Source organism: Streptomyces sp. NPDC058051 (assembly GCF_042885475.1).
Classification (GTDB): Bacteria; Actinomycetota; Actinomycetes; order Streptomycetales; family Streptomycetaceae; genus Streptomyces.
The window spans coordinates 244,582-263,236 of sequence record NZ_JBHVRW010000008.1 but is presented as its reverse complement, the minus strand read 5'-3'; the positions used below and the strand labels follow the sequence as shown (position 1 = coordinate 263,236).

Annotated in this window: 1 protein-coding gene; it reads right to left on the bottom strand. The window is 72.8% G+C overall.

What is annotated here, in order from left to right; genetic code table 11:
• Positions 1–39: 39 nt before the first annotated feature.
• A complete protein-coding gene (locus tag ACFVUT_RS16225) occupies positions 40–18,654 on the bottom strand; it encodes an SDR family NAD(P)-dependent oxidoreductase (RefSeq protein WP_389649921.1) in 18,615 nt (6,204 codons plus the stop codon).
• Between the last annotated feature and the right edge of the window lies 1 nt (position 18,655).

Genomic DNA, 18,655 nt, shown 5'->3' with positions numbered 1-18,655 from the left:
TCGGTTCGCTGGTTCCGCTTGTCTCGGATCAGCCGGGTCTCAGGAGTCCCGGCCGTCCAGGGCGAGCTGAATGAGGTTGTCGACGTCCATCTCGTCGATGCCCTCCGCCACGCTTTCGTCCGGGTTCTCGCTGTCGTCCGGCGCGTCGGCGAGCCGGAGCAGGGCGTCCAGCAGGCCGGCGGCCTGAAGTCGTCGGAGGGAAACGGTCGCCAGGACGTGCCGCAGCCGCGCCTCGTTGGGCACTGCCGCGCCGGTGTCGGTACTCATCTCGGGGAAGAGCAGACCCAGCACGTAGCCGGTCATGGCACGAGGCGTCGGATAGTTGAAGACGAGCGTGGTCGGCAGCCGGACACCCAGGGACGCACTCAGCCGGTTCCGGAACTCCACCGCGGTCAACGAGTCGAACCCGAGGTCCTGGAACGCCCGGTCGGCGACGATGGCCCGCCGGTCGGCGTAACCGAGGGCCGCGGCGGCATGTGTCCGGATCAGGTCGGTGACGGCCTTCGTCCGCTCCTCCGGCGACCGGGCGGCCAGCCGGTCGGCGAACTCCTCCGGCGCGACGGAGCTGCCCGCGGTACGCCGGACCGGCCGGCGCAGCAGGCCGCGCAACAGCGGGGAGGCGGCGTCGAGCGGGCGGTCCACCAGCAGCCGCACGGGCACCATGAGCGGCCGGGCGGCGGCCACCGACGTGTCGAACAGCGCCAGTCCGTCCTCGACCGGCAGTGGCGCGATGCCGGCGCGTGCCAGTCGTGCCTCGGAGGCTTCGTCGAGCCCGGCAGCCATGCCGCCGGCCTCCCAGAGGCCCCAGGCCACCGACGTGGCGGGCAGGCCCTGCGCCACGCGGTGGTGCGCGAGGGCGTCCAGGAAGGCGTTGGCGGCACCGTAGTTGGCCTGCCCGGCACCGCCGAGCACCCCGGAGGTCGAGGAGAACAGCACGAACGCGGACAGGTCCCGGTCGCGGGTCAGCTCGTGCAGGTGCCAGGCGGCTTCCGCCTTGGGCCGCAGCACGCCGGCCATCTTGTCCGGGGTCATGGTGGCGAGCACACCGTCGTCGAGCACACCCGCCGTGTGAACCACAGCGGTCAGCGTGGGCGCGGAGTCCACCACGGAGGCGAGGGCACCGCGGTCGGCGACGTCGCACGCCGCGACCGTGACACGGGCGCCGAGCCCGGTCAGCTCCGCGACGAGGCCGGTCGCGCCCGGCGCGTCCGTCCCCTTGCGACTGACCAGGACAAGGTCCCGCACCCCGTGCGCGGTCACCAGATGGTGTGCGACGAGACTGCCGAGGCCGCCCGTTCCACCGGTGATCAGGACCGCGCCGTCACCGAAGCCGGGCCGGTCCGTTCCGCGCGCGGTGGCCCTGGCCAGCCGGGGGACGCGTACCTCGCCGGAGCGGATCGCCAGCTGCGGTTCGCCCGTCGCCAGCGCGCCCGGTACGAGGTGTTCGGCACCGCCGGCCACGTCCAGCAGGACGATCCGCTCGGGCTGTTCGGCCTGCGCGGCGCGGACGAGCCCCCAGACGGCCGCCTGGCACGGATCCACGTCGTCCTTCGGTTCCGTGGCGACGGCCGAGCGGGTGACGACCACCAGCCGCGAGGACGCGAAGCGCTCGTCGGCCAGCCACTCCTGAACGACGCTCAGCATGCCGCCGGTGACGTCGTACAGGGCGTCCGGCACATCGGTGTCAGGCCGCGGGGCGGCGATCAGCACGTGGCCGGGAGGCTCCGCACCGAGTGCGGCGAGGTCGGGGTACCGCTCCGCGTCCAGGCCGGTCAGCGCCTCCCCGATGACGGCCGTGCCGCCGACGGCGTCCGCGAGGGGCACGGTCGCCCAGTCCACCTGGAACAGCGCGTCGTCCGTCGCCGGCCGCTGGACGGGCGCCATCGCCCGCAGGGACACGGCGCCGATCCGGGCCACCGGCGCTCCGGCGACGTCCGCGACCGACAGGGCGAACCCGCTGTCCGACTCGGTGATCCGCACCCGAATGCGCGTCGCGCCCGAGGCGTGGAGGCTGACGTCCTGCCACGAGAACGGCAGGTACGGGCGCCCGTCCTCGGCCTCGTCGAGGAGACCTCCGGCGGCGATCGCGTGCAGCGTGCCGTCCAGCAGCGCGGGATGCAGACCGAACCGGGCGGCCTCGCCCTCCGCGTCCGCGGGCAGCTCGATCTCGGCGAACACCCCGGTATCCGTACGCCAGGCTGCCCGCAGGCCCGTGAAGGTCGGGCCGTACTCCATGCCGCCGGCGGACAGCCGTGCGTACAGGCCGTCGACGTCCAGCGGTTCGGCGTCCGGCGGCGGCCAGCTGCCGAACGCGAGGTCCGGTGCGGACGCCTGGCCGGCCAGTACGCCGACGGCGTGCGTGGTCCACCGTCCGCTTCCGGACCTGGCGTGGATGCCAACGGTGTGCCGCCCCTGCCCGTCCGGTGCGGCGACGGTCACCTGCACCTGCGCCGAGCCCTGGTCCGGCAGCACCAGGGGGGCGTGCATGACCAGTTCCTCGACCGCGCCGGCTCCCACCTCGTCCGCGGCCCTGATCGCCATGTCGACGAGCGCCGCTCCGGGCACGACGGCGGCCCCGTTGACCGTGTGGTCGGCGAGCCAGGCGTGCGAGGCGACCGAGAGACGGCCGGTGAGCGTGACCGCCTCCGAGTCCGGGGCCGGCACCAGCGCGCTGAGCAGGGGGTGATCGAGCGCGCCGAGACCGGCGGTGGTGACGTCACCGGCGGGCCGCGGAGCGTCCAGCCAGTGGCGCTCGCGCTGGAACGCGTACGTCGGCAGCGGGACGTACCGTTCGGGCACGTCGGCGAAGTAGCGGCCCCAGGTCACCGCGGTCCCGCCCGTGTGCAGCCGCCCGAGCGCCTCGACGAGGGTGCGTACCTCGTCGCTCTCCTTGCGTGCGGTGGGCACGCACAGCGCGTCGCCGTCCAGGATTCCTTCGGCGAGGGCGGTGAGCACGGTGTCCGGCCCCAGCTCGACGAACGTGGTCGCGCCGGCCGCGTGCGCGGCGGCGACGCCGTCGGCGAAGCGCACGGCGTGCCGGACGTGGTCCACCCAGTAGGCGGGGGTCGCGTGCTGTCCGGTGCCGAGGTCGCCGCTGAGGTTGGACACGACGGGGAGGGCCGGGGCGTGGTAGTCGAGTCGTGCCGCCACGGCACGGAACTCGTCCAGCATCGGGGCCATCAGCGGGGAGTGGAACGCGTGCGACACCCGCAGCCGCCGCACGCGCGTGCCGCGCGCGGCGACGGCCTCCTCGATCTCGGTGACCCGCTTCTCCGTGCCGGACACCACGACCGAGGACGGTCCGTTCACCGCGGCGATGCCGATCTCGTCCGCGTGGTCCCGCAGCAGCGGCAGGATCTCGTCCTCGGATGCCGCGACGGCGAGCATGGCGCCGCCGGCGGGCAGCGCCTGCATCAGGCGGGCACGCGCCGCGACGAGTGTGCACGCGTCCTCCAGAGAGAACACCCCGGCGACATGCGCCGCGGCGATCTCGCCGATCGAATGCCCGACGAGGACATCCGCCGTGACACCGATGGAGACGAGCAGCCGGTACAGGGCCACCTCGAAGGCGAACAGCGCCGGCTGGGTCATGCCCGTCTCGTCCAGGGCGGCGCCGTCGGAGAACATCACGTCCCGGACCGGTCGGGGGAGCAGCGGGTCGAGCTCCCGGCACACGTCGTCGAGCGCGTCGGCGAACACGGGGAACTCCTCGGCGAGCGCACGCCCCATGCCCAGGCGCTGGCTGCCCTGCCCCGAGAACAGGAACGCGGTCAGGCCGGCGGCCCGCGCGTCGGCCGGGGCGACATCCTGGGTGTCGGCCGACGGGCCCGCGCCGAGGGCGCGCAACCCGGCGAGCAGTTCCTCCCGTTCGGCTCCCACGACCACACCGCGGTGCTCCAGCAGGGCCCGGCCGGACACGAGAGCGCGGCCGGTCGCGGCGATGTCCACGTCGGTGTGCGTGTCGAGCCAGGACAGCAGGTGCGCGGCCTGCGCGCGCAGGCCCTCCGGTGTCTTGGCCGAGAGCGGCCAGGGCACGATCCGGGGCCCGGCCGCCGTGAGGGGTTCGGGCGCCGCGGCGGGCGGCTGCTCGGCGGGCGGCTCCTCGATGATGACGTGCGCGTTGGTGCCGCTCACGCCGAAGGAGGACACACCGGCCAGGCGCGGGCGGCCCGCGGAATCCCATGGGCGTGCTTCCGTCAGCAGGGAGACCGCGCCCGCCGACCAGTCGACGTGCGGCGTGGGCTCGTCGACGAGGAGTGTGCGCGGGAGCATGCCGTGGTGCATGGCCATGACCATCTTGATGATGCCGCCGACACCGGCGGCGGCCTGGGTGTGGCCGATGTTGGACTTCAATGAGCCGATCCACAGCGGCCGGTCGGCCGGCCGGTCCTGGCCGTAGGTCGCGATGAGTGCCTGGGCCTCGATCGGGTCGCCCAAGGTCGTTCCGGTGCCGTGCGCCTCGACGGCGTCGATGTCCGACGTGGACAGCCCGGCGTTCGCCAGAGCCTGGCGGATGACGCGTTCCTGGGAAGGGCCGTTGGGCGCGGTGAGACCGTTGCTCGCACCGTCCTGGTTGGTCGCGGTGCCGCGGACGGTGGCGAGCACCGGATGCCCGTTGCGCCGGGCGTCACTGAGCCGCTCGACCAGCAGCAGGCCGGCGCCCTCGCTCCATCCCGTGCCGTCGGCACCGGACGCGAAGGACTTGCAGCGGCCGTCCGGGGAGAGCCCGCGCTGCCGGGAGAACTCGACGAACACGTTCGGTGTGGCCATCACGGTGACACCGCCGGCGAGCGCGAGATCGCACTCGCCGGAGCGCAGGGCCTGGATCGCGGAGTGCAGCGCGACGAGCGACGACGAGCAGGCGGTGTCGACGGTGACGGCCGGGCCTTCGAAGCCGAACGTGTACGCGACACGGCCCGAAGCGACGCTTCCGGCACTGCCGTTGATGACGAAGCCCTCATAGCCGGCCGGCGCCTGCGCCAGCCGCGCACCGTAGTCGTGATACATCACGCCGGTGTAGACACCGGTGTTGGTACCGCCGACCGAGGCGGGGTCCAGGCCGGCCCGTTCGAGCGTCTCCCAGGTGAGTTCCAGCAGCAGTCGCTGCTGAGGGTCCATGGCCGTGGCCTCGCGCGGCGAGATGCCGAACAGTGCGGGATCGAACTGATCCGCGTCGTGAAGGAAGCCGCCGTGCCGGGTGTAAGTGGTCCCGGCATGGTCCGGGTCGGGGTCGTACAGCGTGTCGAGGTCCCAGCCACGATTGGTGGGGAACGTGCTGGTGGTGTTGGTCTCCTCGGTGAGGAGACGCCACAGGTCGTCCGGTGTGCTGACGCCGCCCGGGTAGCGGCACGCCATGGCGACGATCGCGATGGGCTCGTCGGTGCGGCCGGCCGCCGACACCTGAGCACGGGCCACCGTCGCACCGGTCAGCCGGCTGTGCAGATGAGTGGCGAGCAGGCGGGGAGTGGGGTGGTTGAACAGCAGCGTGGGAGCGAGCGTGAGGCCGGTGGCCGCGTTCAGGTGGTTGCGCAGCTCGATCGCACCCAGCGAGTCGAAGCCGAGATCCTTGAAGGCCGCCTCGGTGTCGACGGCACCGGCCGTGGTGTGTCCCAGGACGGTGCCGATGCCCGAGCGCACCACGTCGAGCACGGCCTTGTGCTGGTCCTGTGCGGACAGCCCGGCCAGCCGCCCGGCGAGCGAGTCCGCGCCCGTGGGCGCGGCGCCGGCCGCGGCCCGGCGGACGGGGACACGGACGAGCCCGCGGAACAGTGCGGGGACGTCCTGCCGACGACGCAGAGCCGCGAGGTCCAGCCGTGCCGGGATCGCCAGCGGGGCATCGAGGGCGAGGGCGGCGTCGAAGAGCGCCATGCCCTCGGCCACCGGCATCGGACCGATACCGGTCCGGCGAAGCCGTGCGATGTCGGCCTCGCCGAGGGCGCCCGACATCCCGCTGTCCAACTGCCAGAGACCCCACGCGAGCGCCGTTGCCGGGAGCCCCTGCGCCCGCCGGTGGGCGGCGAGCGCGTCGAGGAACACGTTGGCGGCGGCGTAGTTGGCCTGACCCGCGCTCCCGATCGTGCCCGCGACGGAGGAGTACAGCACGAAGAAGGACAGCTCCCGGTCGCGGGTCAGCTCGTGCAGATGCCAGGCGGCGTCCGCCTTCGGGCCGAACACCGCGTCCACCTGGGCGGGGCTGAGCGACTCGACGGCGCCGTCGGAGACCACCCCGGAGAGGTGGACCACGCCGCGCAGTGCCGGGATCCCGCTCAGCAGCGCGGCGACTTCGCCCCGCTGCGACAGGTCGCACGCGGCGAACGTGACCTCGGCGCCGAGCCCGGCCAGCTCCTGCCGCAGCTCCTGCGCACCGGGAGCATCCGCGCCGCGCCGCGACGCGAGGACCAGGTGCCGTGCGCCGTACTCGCTCACCAGCCTGCGCGCAGCCGGCCCGGCCAGCTCGCCCGTACCCCCGGTGAGCAGCACCGTGCCGTCGAGATCCCACGTCGGAGCGGGGTTCTCGTTCCGTGCGACGGTGAGCCGGGGAACGTGTACCACGCCGTCACGCAAGGCCAGTTGGGCCTCGTCGGACGCCAGGGCCGCGAGGACGGCCTGCGTCGAGGCGTCGGATCCGTCGGTGTCGAGCAGGGTGAACCGGCCCGGGTGCTCGGTCTGAGCGGACCTGACCAGGCCCCAGACCGGTGCGACGGACAGGTCGGGGACCTCGTCCGCCGAGGTCGCGACCGCCGAGCGGGTCACGATGACGAGGTGGGACTGCGCCGACCCTTCGTCCGCCAGCCAGTCCTGAAGCAGGGCGAGCACCGCATGCGTGCTCTGCCGGGCAGCGGAGACGAGGTCGGCGCCGGGGGTGAGGCCGGGGGTGGGGGAGTGGAACGCGACGACGATGTCGGGTGCTTCCTCGTCCCGGGCCGCATGCAGGGCGTCGAGGGTGGGGTGGGCCGGCACAGCCGTGCCGAACGGGTGCGGGCCCAGCGCGACGATCCGGCGCGCGGGATCCGGCGTCGGTGTGGTCACCCGGGGCCACTCCAGGCCGTACAGCGACTGCGCGGAGGCGGGCGCCTGCGCGGCGGCGAGCTGCGCGTCCGACACCGGCCGGACCGCCAGCGACTCGACCGTGAGCACCGGAGCCCCGGTCCGGTCGGTGAGGATGAGGGACACCTCGTCCTGACCCACAGCGGACATGCGCACCCGAAGGTCGGTGGCACCGACGGCGTGGAGCGTTGTGCCCGACCAGGCGAACGGCACCAACGACCGTGCTCCCGACAGCCGGTCGAGCATGACCAGCGTCATGGAGTGCAGCGCGGCGTCCAGCAGCGCCGGGTGAACCCCGAACTGCCCGACATCCCCGTGCGCCTGCTCGGGCAGGCGGATCTCGGCGTACACGTCCTCGCCGGAGCGCCAGGCGGCGTGCAGGCCCTGGAAGGTGGGGCCGTAGGCGTAGCCGCGGTCGAGCATGTCGGCGTAGGGGTCGCCGAGCTCGATGGGCGTGGCACCGGCCGGCGGCCAGACTTCGAGTGTGGTGGGCGGGCCGGCCGCCTGGTCGTGGGTGAGTGTGCCGCTCGCGTGCCGGATCCACGCCTCGGTGTCGCCGGTGCGTGAGTGGACCGTCAGGGTGTGGCTGCTGGTGTCGACGAGCACGTGTATCTGTGTCGTCCGGTCGGGGTGCAGGACGAGCGGGCTTTCCAGGGTGAGTTCCTCCACCCGTTCGCACCCGGCCTGCTCGGCGGCGCGCAGTGCCATGTCCACGAACGCCGTGCCCGGAAGAATGACGGTGCCCAGCACGTCGTGCTCGGCGAGCCACGGGTGGGTGGCCGGCGAAATCCGTCCGGTGAGCAGGAGGGTGTTCGTGTCGGGGAGTTCGGTGGCGGCGGTCAGGAACCCGTGATCGATCGCACCCAGCCCTGCCGCACCCGCGTCGCTTCCGGTGTTGACCGGGTTGAGCCAGTACCGCTGGTGCTGGAAGGCGTAGGTCGGCAGGTCGACGTGGGCCTGGGTGTCCCCGAAGTGGGCGGTCCAGTCGACGGTCACACCGGTGGTGTGGAGCCGGCCGAGCGCTTCGACGAACGCCTGGGCCTCGTCGCGGTCCTTGCGCGCGGTGGGGATGACGACAGTGGTCTCGTCCACACTCTGCTGCGCCAGGGCGCTGAGGACACCGTCGGGTCCGATCTCGATGAACACCGAGGCATCCGCGGCGGTGACGCCGTCGGCGAACCGGACGGCCTGGCGGACGTGATCGACCCAGTAGGTGGGGTCGGTGAGCTGTCCGGTGGTGGCGAGCTGTCCGGTGAGGTTGGAGATCACCGGAATCGACGGCTCGCGATAGGCCAGCGACGAAGCGACCTGCCCGAACTCCTCCAGCATCGGCTCCATCAGCGGCGAGTGGAACGCATGGCTGACGCGCAGCCTGCGCGTCCGTACCCCGCGCTCACCCAGCACCGCGCCGATCTCCTCGACCGCGTCCTCGGCACCGGAAATCACCACGGAAGCGGGCCCGTTGACCGCCGCAACACCCACCCGGTCGTTCAACAGCGGCAGCACATCGGCTTCGGGTGCCGCGACGGCAAGCATCGCCCCACCCACCGGCAACGCCTGCATCAACCGCGCCCGGCCCGCCACCAACGCACACGCATCGTCCAGCGAGAACACACCCGCCACATGCGCAGCCGCGATCTCACCGACCGAGTGCCCCACCAGCACATCCGGCACCACACCGAAGGAGACCAGCAACCGGAACAACGCCACCTCGAACGCGAACAACGCGGGCTGCGTCATCCCCGTCTCATCCAGCGCGTCACCCTCCGAGAACATCACCTCCCGCACCGGCCGGGGAAGCAACGGATCAAGCACCCGGCAGATACCGTCGAGCGCATCGGCGAACACCGGGAACGCCTCCGCCAACACCCGACCCATCCCGACCCGCTGACTCCCCTGACCCGCAAACAAGAACCCGAGCCGACCACCCGAACCCGCACCGGAAACCACACCCGGCCCGGCCTCACCCGCCGCCAGCCGCGCCAACCCAGCCAGCAACTCCACCCGGTCAGCACCCACCACCACCGCACGATGATCCAGCACCGCCCGCGACACCAGCGCCGCACCCACGACACCGGCATCGACATCCGCCTCGGCCAGGTACGTGGCCAACTTGTCGGCCTGTGCCCGCAGAGCGTCTGGGTTGCGCGCGGAGACCAGCCACGGCACGACCGGAGGAGTGGTCACCTCGGTCACTTCCACGGTGGGCTCGTCCGTCGGCTGTTCGATGACGACGTGGGCGTTGGTTCCGCTGAATCCGAACGAGGACACACCGGCTCGGCGAGGCCGCCCGTCGTGCGTGTCCCACTGCCGCGCCTCGGTCAGCAGCTCGACCGCGCCTGCCGTCCAGTTCACGTGGGGGCTCGGCTTGTCGGCGTGCAGGGTCCGGGGCAGCACACCGTGGCGCATGGCCATGACCATCTTGATGATGCCGGCGACGCCCGCGGCGGCCTGGGTGTGGCCGATGTTGGACTTGAGGGAGCCGATCCGCAGCGGCCGGTCGGCGGGCCGGTCCTGGCCGTAGGTGGCGATCAGGGCCTGTGCCTCGATCGGGTCACCCAGCGTCGTCCCCGTGCCATGCGCCTCCACCGCGTCCACATCCGAGGTGGACAGACCGGCGTTCGCCAGCGCCTGCCGGATCACCCGCTGCTGCGACGGACCGTTGGGCGCCGTCAACCCGTTGCTCGCACCGTCCTGGTTCACCGCCGAACCACGCACCACCGCCAGCACCGGATGCCCGTTGCGCCGGGCGTCGGAGAGCCGCTCCACCAGGAGCATGCCCACGCCCTCGCCCCAGCCCGTGCCGTCCGCGTCCGCGGCGAACGCCTTGCACCGGCCGTCGGGCGAGAGCCCGCGCTGACGCGAGAACTCCACGAACGTGCCGGGCGTGGCCATGAGCATCGCTCCACCGGCCAGCGCGAGGTCGCACTCGCCGGACCGCAGCGCCTGCGCCGCGAGGTGCAGGGCGACCAGCGACGACGAGCACGCCGTGTCGACCGTCACCGCCGGACCCTCGAAACCGAACGTGTACGAGACTCGCCCCGAGGAGATGCTCGCCGAGCCGCCGGTCAGCAGGTATCCCTCGACGCCCTCCGGCGCCTCGTGCTTGCGGGGCCCGTACTCCTGCGGGGCAAGCCCGGCGAACACACCCGTACGGCTGCCGTGCATCGAGGTGGGATCGATCCCCGCCCGCTCGAAGGCTTCCCAGGAGGTTTCGAGCACGAGACGTTGCTGCGGATCCATCGCGAGGGCCTCACGCGGTGAAATCCCGAAGAACCCGGCGTCGAAGTCACCCGCGTCGTAGAGGAATCCGCCATGACGCGTGTACGAGGTGCCGCGGCTGTCCGGGTCCGGGTCGTAGAGCCGGCCCAGGTCCCAGCCTCGGTTCGCGGGGAACTCGCCGATCACGTCGGCGCCCTCCGCGACGATCCGCCACAGGTCCTCCGGCGACGTCACGCCGCCCGGGTAGCGGCACGCCATGCCGACGATCGCGATCGGCTCGTCAGGGGCCAGTGGCGCCCTGGTGGTCGTCGTGGCGACGGCATCGGCGCCCAGCAGTTCCGCCCGCAGGAAACCGGCGAGCAGCGTCGGCGTGGGGTAGTCGTACAGTACCGAGCCGGACAGGCGTGAACCCGTGACAGTGTTCAGCCTGTTGCGCATCTCCACGGCGGTGAGGGAGTCGAACCCGGCCTGCCGGAAAGCCTTGTCGGCGCCGAGCGTGCCGGACCCCGCGTGCCCGAGCACCAACGCGGCCTGGCTGCGCACGAGATCGAGGAGAACGGCGTCCTGCTGCTCCCGGCCCATGCCGGCCAGCCGCTGCGCGTACGACGTGCCCGCCTCGGCGGTAGCGGCGTCGCTGACCGTGCGACGGCTGGGTGCCTGCCGGACCAGCCCCCGCAGCAGCGGCGGAACGGGGCCGGCGGTGAGCCGGCCGGTGGACAGCAGCGCGGGTACGACGGTGGCCTTGCCGGTCGCCAGCGCCGCGTCGAACAGCGCGAGCCCCCGGGAGGGCGGGATCGGGTCGACGCCCAGGCGCGCCCAGCGCGTCACCGCGGTCGCGTCGAGTGCGCCGGACATCCCACCCGAGGCGGTGTCCCACAGCCCCCAGGCCATCGCGGTCGCCGGCAGCCCGAGGGCGTGCCGGTGCCGTGCCAGACCGTCGAGGAATCCGTTCGCGGCGGCATAGTTCGCCTGGCCGGCACTGCCGAGGACCGCGGCGATCGAGCTGAAGAGTACGAACGCGCGGAGATCCAGATCCCTGGTCAGCTCGTGGAGGTGCCACGCCGGGTCCGACTTGGGCCGCCATACGGCACCGAGCCGTTCGGGAGTCAGCGCGGGCACGATGCCGTCGTCCAGGACACCGGCGGCGTGCACCACGGCGATGAGGGAGTGCTCGCGCCGGATGCCGGTGATCAGGGAGGACAGCGCGTCGCGATCGGTGATGTCACAGACCCTGACGCTCACCTGCGCGCCGAGTGCGGTCAGCTCCTCGGTCAGCTCGGCCGCGCCCGGTGCGTCCGGACCGCGGCGGCTCACCAGCACGAGGTTCCGCACACCGTGGTCGGTGACCAGGTGCCGGCTGACGAGACCGCCGAGCGTCCCGGTGGCTCCGGTGACCAGCACCGCGCCCTCGGAACCCCACCGCAGCTTCTCCATGTCCGGCACAGGTGCGGCCGCCAGCCGGGGCACGCGGATCTCCCCGGCCCGGATCGTCAGCTGAGGCTCGCCGGAGCCGAGCGCCGCGGCCACCGCATCGGCCGAGTGGTCGTCGTGGTCCAGGTCCAGCAGGACGACCCGGCCGGGGAATTCGGTCTGTACCGAGCGGACGAGGCCCCAGACGGCCGCGCCGGCGAGCGTCCGGGACGCGTCGACGGGCTCGGCCGTCATGCCGTGCGTGACGACGACCAGCCGCGCGTCCGCGAAGCGGTCGTCGTCGAGCCACTGCTGTACGGACGACAGCACCTGCGCGGTCGCCGCTGCGGCCTGTGCCGCGGGATGTTCCTGGGCGTCCACCGCGGCCGAGATCAGGACGACTCCGGGCACGCTCACGTCCCGGGCGACGGCCGCCAGGTCGGGGTACGAGCGCGCGCCGGGGACGGTGAGGTGGCCACCGGCCACGGCGAGGTCGGCGACCGGTCGGCCGCCGGCCGGCAGTGGCTGCCAGCCGATCTCGAAGACCGTGCTACGACCCGCCGTCCGGGCAGGATCCACCTGTGCCCACGGCACCGTGCCCAGCCTCACGGACTCGACGGCCGCGACCGGAGCGCCGGCCTGGTCGGTGATCGACACCGCCCAACTGCCCGAGTCGCCCGGCGAGATGTGTGCCCGCAGCCGGGATGCCCCGGTCGCGAACACCGACACTCCGGACCAGGAGAGCGGCAGCCGCAGGCCGGCGTCCGCGTCGGCGGGCTCCGCAAGGTGTCCCAGGATCGCGTCCAGCAGCAACGGATGCAGCGTGAGGCCGTCGCTGGTGAACTCCTCGGGCAGTTGCACCTCGACCGTCTCCGCCCCGGGCAGGTCCGAGCCGGTGAGGTCGACGCCGGAGGCATGTCCATCGAGCACTCCGGTGGCCTGGCACGTCCACTCCGACGCATGCTGCGACCGGGCATGGACGGACAGCGGAGCACGGCCGGCCTCGGCCGGACCGACCGCCACTTGAAGTTCCACGGGCGCGCCGGCCACGAGCGGCCGGTCGAGGGTCAGGCTCTCGATCCGGCTGAGACCCGCCTGGTCACCCGCCCGCAGAGCCAGTTCCACCAGCACGGCCCCGGACAGCACGGTGGTCGCCGCCGAGTCGTCGCCGAGCCAGGGCTGAGCCTCCGGCGAGAGCGTGCCGCTCAGCAGGATGGTGCCGTCTGCCAGCTCCATCACAGTGTTGAGGATCGAATGCCCGGTCGTGGACATCTCGAAGCCGGCCGACGCAGCCGTGTCGATCCAGAAGTGCTGGTGCTGGAAGGCGTAGGTCGGCAGGTCGACGTGGGCCTGGGTGTCCCCGAAGTGGGCGGTCCAGTCGACGGTCACACCGGTGGTGTGGAGCCGGCCGAGCGCTTCGACGAACGCCTGGGCCTCGTCGCGGTCCTTGCGTACGGTCGGCACGACCAGGGCCGTGTCGTCGACGCTCTGCTGTGCCAGGGCGCTGAGGACACCGTCGGGTCCGATCTCGATGAACACCGAGGCATCCGCGGCGGTGACGGCGTCGGCGAACCGGACGGCCTGGCGGACGTGCTGGACCCAGTAGGTGGGGTCGGTGAGCTGTCCGGTGGTGGCGAGTTGTCCGGTGAGGTTGGAGATCACCGGAATCGACGGCTCGCGATAGGCCAGCGACGAAGCGACCTGCCCGAACTCCTCCAGCATCGGGTCCATCAGCGGCGAGTGGAACGCATGGCTGACGCGCAGTCTGCGCGTCCGTACCCCGCGCTCACCGAGCACCGCGCTGATCTCGTCGACCGCGTCCTCGGCACCGGAAATCACCACGGAAGCGGGCCCGTTGACCGCAGCCACCCCGACCCGGTCGTTCAGGAGGGGAAGCACATCGGTTTCGGGTGCCGCGACGGCGAGCATCGCCCCGCCCGTCGGCAACGCCTGCATCAACCGCGCCCGGGCCGCCACCAACGTGCACGCATCGTCCAGCGAGAACACACCCGCCACATGCGCGGCCGCGATCTCACCGACCGAGTGCCCCACCAGCACATCCGGCACCACACCGTACGAGTCCAGCAACCGGAACAACGCCACCTCGAACGCGAACAACGCGGGCTGCGTCATCCCCGTCTCATCCAGCGCGTCACCGTCCGAGAGCATGACCTGCCGCACCGGCCGGGGAAGCAACGGATCAAGCACCCGGCAGATGCCGTCGAGCGCATCGGCGAACACCGGGAACGCCTCCGCCAACGCCCGACCCATACCGACCCGCTGACTCCCCTGACCGGCGAACAGGAGCGCCGTCGGCACCGGGCCGTGCGCGCGGCCCGTGAAGACGGCCGGGCTGTCGGCGGCCGAGGCCACCACGTCCAGCGCCCGCGCGAACTGCCCGGGATCCGAGCCCAGCAGAACCGCCCGGTGGTCGAACAGCGCACGGCCCGAGGCCAGCGACCTGCCCACGTCGGCGGGGTTCGACTCCGGGTGCTCGGCCAGCCACGTCCTCAGCCGGTCCGCCTGGTCCCGCAGGGCGTCCGCGCTGTGCGCCGAGAGGACCCACGGCTCGACCGGGCTCGTGGAGGTCGAGGGAGCCCGGTCGGCCACCGGCGGGGGCTCCTCGACGATGACGTGCGCGTTGGTGCCGCTGATGCCGAACGACGAGATACCGGCCCGGCGCGGGCGATCGCCGACCGCGTCCCACTGCCGCGCCTCGCCGAGCAGCTCGACGCCACCGGACGACCAGTCCACGTGGGGGCTCGGCTCGTCGACGTGCAGGGTGCGGGGGAGTGCACGGTTCTGCATCGCGAGGACCATCTTGATGATCCCGCCGACGCCGGCGGCCGCCTGGCTGTGGCCGATGTTCGACTTGAGCGACCCGAGCCACACCGGCCGGTCGGCGGGCCGGTTCTGCCCGTACGTGGCGAGCAGGGCCTGCGCCTCGATCGGGTCACCCAGCGTCGTCCCCGTGCCGTGCGCCTCCACCGCGTCCACATCTGCCGGGGACAGGCCGGCGCCGGCGAGTGCCTGGCGGATCACCCGCTCCTGGGACGGCCCGTTGGGCGCCGTGAGGCCGTTGCTGGCACCGTCCTGGTTGACCGCCGAACCCCGTACCACCGCCAGCACGGGGTGGCCGTGGCGGCGGGCGTCGGAGAGCCGCTCCACGAGGAGCATGCCGGCGCCCTCGCTCCAGGCCGTGCCGTCGGCACCGGCGGCGAAGGACTTGCACCGTCCGTCCGGCGAGAGCCCGCGCTGGCGCGAGAACTCAAGGAACATGCCCGGCGTGGCCATCACGGTCGCGCCGCCGGCCAGCGCGAGATCGCACTCGCCGGAGCGCAGGGACTGGATCGCGGAGTGCAGGGCGACCAGCGACGACGAGCATGCCGTGTCGACGGTGACCGCAGGGCCTTCGAGGCCCAGCGCGTAGGCCACGCGTCCGGACGCGACGCTGATCGAGCTTCCGGTCAGCGCGTAACCCTCCCCGTCGCCGGAGGCTTCGTGCAGCCGCGGACCGTAGTCCTGCGCCATGACGCCGGCGAACACCCCGGTACGGGAACCGCGGAGCGCGGTGGGGTCGATCCCGGCGCGTTCGACGGCCTCCCACGACGTCTCCAGCAGCAGGCGCTGCTGCGGGTCGATGGCGAGGGCCTCACGCGGGGAGATACCGAAGAAACCGGGGTCGAAGAGCCCCGCGTCGTGAAGGAAGCCGCCGTGACGCGTGTACGACGTGCCGCGGTGGCCGGGATCGGGGTGGAACAGGGCGTCGAGATGCCAGCCGCGGTTGGTGGGGAAGGCGTCGATGGCGTCCGTCGCGGTGGCGACGAGCTGCCAGAGGGCCTCCGGCGTGGTGACACCACCGGGGTAGCGGCAGGCCATCCCCACGATCGCGATCGGCTCGCCCTGGTGACGCACGGACATCGTGCTGTCCGGGGCGGTTCCGGTCCCGTGCACGTGCGCGGCGAGACGCCGCGGGGTGGGGTGGTTGAACAGGGCCGTGGGCGCCAACGAGGTGCCGGCCGTGCCGTTGAGATAGGCGCACAGTTCCGCCGCACCCAGCGAGTCGAAGCCGAGGTCCTTGAATGTCCGGTCCTCGTCGATGCCGGCCGGGTCGCTGTGGCCCAGCACGGCCGCGACGCCACCGCGCACGACCGCCAGCGCGTCCTTCTCACTCCGCGGGGCGTCGGCGGCTGCCGCATCGGCGTGCGTGAGTCCGGGACGGGCGGGTTCCGTACGCGCGATGTCCGTCTGCGCGGTTTCCTTACGTGCGCCCCGGGCCGCCGCCGTCGGCTGCTGGTCGAGCCAGTGGCGGGTGCGCTGGAACGCGTACGTCGGCAGCGGCACGCGCCGCGCCCCGGAACCGGCGAACACCGCGGCCCAGTCGACCTCGTGCCCCTGGACGTGCAGCCCGGCAACGGCTCGCATCAGGGTGAGCGGCTCCGGCCTGCCGCCGCGCTGGGTGGCGAGGAAGACCGCCGCGTCGTCCACGGCACCGTCGACGGCCGGGGGGACCGCGCCCTGACCCAGGGCGCTCAGGACCGCGTCCGGTCCGACCTCGACGAAAGTGGTGACCCCCGCCGCGGCCAGCGCGCGCATCCCGTCGCCGAAGCGCACGGCCTCGCGCACGTGCCGTACCCAGTGTTCCGGCGAGCACAGGTGTTCAGCGGTCGCCGGTCCGCCCGTGAGGTTCGAGACAACCGGGACGCGGGGCTCGTGATAGGTCAGCCCCTCAGCCACCCGGCGGAACTCCGCCAGCATCGGCTCCATCAGCGGCGAGTGGAACGCGTGGCTCACCTGGAGCCGCCGCGTCCGCCGCCCACGGCCCGCGAAGACCTCCGCGATCCGGGCGGTGTCCTTTGCCGCACCCGAAATCACCACGGCCGAAGGCCCGTTGACCGCCGCGATGCCCACGGACGCCTCGGCGCCCGCGAGCGCCTCGCTCACCTCGTGCTCGTCCGCCTCCACGGCGATCATCGCGCCGCCGGCGGGAAGCGCCTGCATGAGCGTGCCGCGCGCGGCGACCAGCGCACACGCGTCCGGCAGCGACAGCACACCGGCGACGTGCGCCGCGGTGATCTCGCCGATCGAGTGCCCGATCAGCCGGCCCGGCCGCACGCCCCAGCTGTCGAGGAGCCGGGTGAGCGCGACCTCGAAGGCGAACAGGGCGGGCTGGGCGAACACCGTCTGTTCGAGCCGGTCGGCGTCCTCGCCGAACATGATGTCCCGCAACGGCTCGGGCAGCACCGCGTCGAAGTGCCCGGAGATCTCGTCGATCGCCGCGGCGAAGACCGGATACGTCGCGTGCAGTTCACGCCCCATCCCGGTCCGCTGGCTGCCCTGGCCGGAGTAGAGGAAGGCCGTACGCGACGGATCCCACGCGCGCACCCGGCCCGTGACGACGGCGGGCACCGGTTCCCCGCCCGACAGCTTGGCCAGGCTGCCGGAGACGGCCGCATGGTCTCCCGCGACTACGACGGCGCGGTGCTCGAACGCCTCCCGGGTCGTCGCCGCCGAGTAGGCCGCGTCCACCAGGCCGGCCGCGTCCAGTCCGTCCAGACGGTCATGGAGGCGAGCCGCCTGCGCCCGCAGGGCGGACCGGCTGCGCGCCGACACCGGCACCGGCAGCGGACCGGTGACGCGGGGCGGCTCGGCCCCGGCGGACTCGTGCTCGTCCTCGTAGGAAGCGAGGACCAGGTGGCAGTTGGTGCCGCCCATGCCGAACGAGTTGACCCCGGCGAGCAGCGGGCCGGTCCCGGTCAGCGGCATGAGCTCGGTGTTCACCCGGATGTTGAGTTCCGCGAGCGGGATCGCGGGGTTCGGGGTCTCGTAGTTGAGACTGGCCGGGAGAGCACGGTGGCGCAGGCTCAGCGCGGCCTTGAGCAGGCCGACGATTCCGGCGGCGCCCTCCAGGTGTCCCACGTTGGTCTTGGCCGAGCCGACCGGCAGGGGTGTTTCCCGGTCGGTTCCGATCGCGCCGCCGAGCGCGTGCGCCTCGACGGGGTCGCCGACGCTGGTGCCCGTGCCGTGCAGCTCGACGAAGTCGAGGTCCGACGCCTCGATCCCGGCACGCCGGTGCGCGAGCCGGATGACTTCCTCCTGCGCCTGCCGGTCGGGCACGGTGAGGCCGCTGCTCGCGCCGTCGTTGTTGACCGCGCTGCCGACGATCAGGCAGTGGATGCGGTCACCGTCGGCCTGTGCCTGTGAGAGCGGCTTGAGGACGACCACGCCGCCGCCCTCGCCCCGCACGTACCCGTTGGCACGGGCGTCGAAGGTGAAGCACTTCCCGTCCGGTGACAGGCCGCCGAACTTCGCGGCCCCGACGGTGCTCTCCGGGACGAGGTTGAGGTTGACGCCGCCGACGACGGCCAGCCGGGACTCGCCCGACCGCAGACTCTGGCAGGCCAGGTGCACCGCGGTCAGCGACGCGGACTGGGCGGAGTCCACGGTGAGGCTGGGGCCGCGCAGGCCCAGCGCGTACGAGACTCGGTTGGCCAGCAGGGCCCGGCCGAGGCCGGTCAGGGTGTGGCGGGTGACGGCGGGGGTGCCGCCTGCCGCGACCATGCTCGCGTAGTCGCCGGCCATCGCTCCGACGAACACGGACGTGGCGGTCCCACGCAGCCGGGAGGGCACGATACCGGCGTCCTCAAGCGCCTCCCAGCTCAGCTCCAGCACCAGCCGCTGCTGAGGGTCCATCATGGCTGCTTCGCCCGGCGAGATACCGAAGAACTCGGCGTCGAAGTCGGCCACCGCGTCGATGAACCCGCCGCGCCAGAAGGGTGTTCCGCCGGGCGCGGCGGGGTCGTCGGCGTCGGCCGGGTTCCACCGGTCGGCCGGGGCGTCCGTCAGGGCGTCCCGGCCGGCGCGCAGCAACTGCCAGAACGAATCCGGGTCGGGTGACCGGGAAAGGCGGCAGGCCATTCCCACCATCGCGATCGGTTCGTCAGCGACATTACGTGAGGAGGAATCGAACGCCATG

Coding starts and splice junctions, on each gene's coding strand:
- ACFVUT_RS16225 (WP_389649921.1), bottom strand. CDS start 18,654: ATGGCGTTCGATTCCTCCTCACGTAATGTCGCTGACGAACCGATCGCG.